General features: G+C 66.9%; 2 protein-coding genes. Both read left to right on the forward strand.

The features are described from left to right. On the forward strand, positions 1-695 hold a 695-nt coding region (locus tag ADL25_RS10675), incomplete at its 5' end, for a hypothetical protein (RefSeq protein WP_234380865.1). Between the two features lie 124 nt (positions 696-819). Beyond that, positions 820-1,077: a helix-turn-helix domain-containing protein gene (locus ADL25_RS10680; protein WP_079050294.1), complete on the forward strand. Its 258-nt coding sequence runs from the start codon at positions 820-822 to the stop codon at positions 1,075-1,077. Positions 1,078-1,243: the final 166 nt, after the last annotated feature.

Here is a 1,243-nt window from a genome sequence, read left to right on the forward strand (position 1 = left end):
TGAATCATCGCAAGTCTTCGACGCGTCGTCGTTCGCGGTCGGCTGTCGGTCTCGGTCTGGGGGTTGCGGCGAGTGCGACGTTGTCTCTCGTGGCGGCCACCGGTACGGCGGTGGCGGGTCCGGTGACGGGCCGTTCTTCGGGTGGTGCGGCGATCGCTGTGGATCTGGCGCAGGCGCGTGCGGATCGGACGCGGGTGGATCAGTTCGATGAGTCGTTCCGGATCCACGAGTACGGGCCGTCGGTCGCGGTGACCGCCTACAACCGGGCTGTTGCCCAGTCGGTGGGCTGCTCGGTCCATAGGCCGTGCCGTTCGGTTGCTCTGTCGTTCCAGATCGTGACCACGGCGGGCAGCAATGCGCGGCTGATCAATGCGACCAATCTCAGTCAGGCCGTCAATGAGCACTGTCCGGGGTGTCAGACGTTCTCGGGGGCCTACCAGTTCGTGGTGGCCACTCCGAGGGCGTTCACCCTGGGCAGTGCCGCGCGTCGTGAACTGGCCGCCATCGAGGACCAGGTGGAGGCGTTGAAGGCGTCGCGTGTGCCGGTGGCGGAGGTGACCCGGCAGGCGGACGCGCTCGCGCGCCGGGTCAAGGCCGTCCTGGACGGTGAGATGGCCCGGGCGCCCAGGGCGACCGGTTCGGATCCGCTGGCCGATTTCGCCCCGCACGTGACGATGTTCCGCCACGTGCGCTGAGGTTCCCCTTTCAAGCGCTCAGGGCTGCGGACTCCCACCGCAGCCCTGAGCCCCCGGGAGGGGGAACACCCCCTCCTCTGTCCTCCGTTCGGTGCGGTTTGTTTCTTTTCCCGTGTGAGGTCCGGTGAGCAGTTCTCATCCGTCCAATGTGCGCGATCAGGCCCTGCAGCTCCTTTTCCAGGGGCGTTCCGTCAGGGATGTGGCGGTGCAGCTCGGGCTGCCTCAGCAGACCGTCTATCGCTGGCACCGCACGTGTATCTCGCAGTCGGAGCTGATGCAGGCCCGCGTCCGTATCGAGATGCTGGAGGGTGAGGTCGCGGCCTGCCGGCATCTGATCGATTTGATGAAAGAAGTGGTGCCCCCAAAAGACGTTACGAGATGATCGCGGTGATGGCGCAGGCGGGTTTCACCGCCCGGATGACCATCGGCCTGCTGGGGGTCTCCGAGTCCGGCTATTACGCCTGGCGGGAACGCACTCCTTCGGCACGCTCGCTGCGGCAGGCCTGGCTGAGCCGGATCATCCGCGACATCCACCGCTCCTCGGGGGC

The sequence above is a fragment of the Streptomyces sp. NRRL F-5122 genome (assembly GCF_001507435.1).
GTDB classification, from domain to species: Bacteria; Actinomycetota; Actinomycetes; order Streptomycetales; family Streptomycetaceae; genus Streptomyces; species Streptomyces lannensis.